This window comes from Chryseobacterium sp. HNCC26DJ238 (assembly GCF_057180465.1).
The window spans coordinates 1-203 of sequence record NZ_JBXUGI010000090.1 but is presented as its reverse complement, the minus strand read 5'-3'; the positions used below and the strand labels follow the sequence as shown (position 1 = coordinate 203).

Genomic DNA, 203 nt, shown 5'->3' with positions numbered 1-203 from the left:
GTAATGATTACCGTGTACGTTCCGGCAGCCAATCCTGTTCTGTCCTCCGTCGTGATTCCACCACCCCAATTGAATGTGTATGGTGCAGTTCCTCCAGCCGGAGTTAAGTTAATAGATCCATTAGAAGCTCCGTTACATGCTACATTCGTTACTACAGTAGTTCCTGAAACTGCTGTTGCAGGTTGAGATACTATAGCATTTAC

At 45.3% G+C, this 203-nt stretch carries 1 protein-coding gene; it reads right to left on the bottom strand.

Annotated features, from left to right (window positions below):
* Positions 1-203, bottom strand: a 203-nt coding sequence (locus AC2A07_RS19815) for a SprB repeat-containing protein (protein ID WP_484051817.1), incomplete at both ends; no start/stop codon positions are given.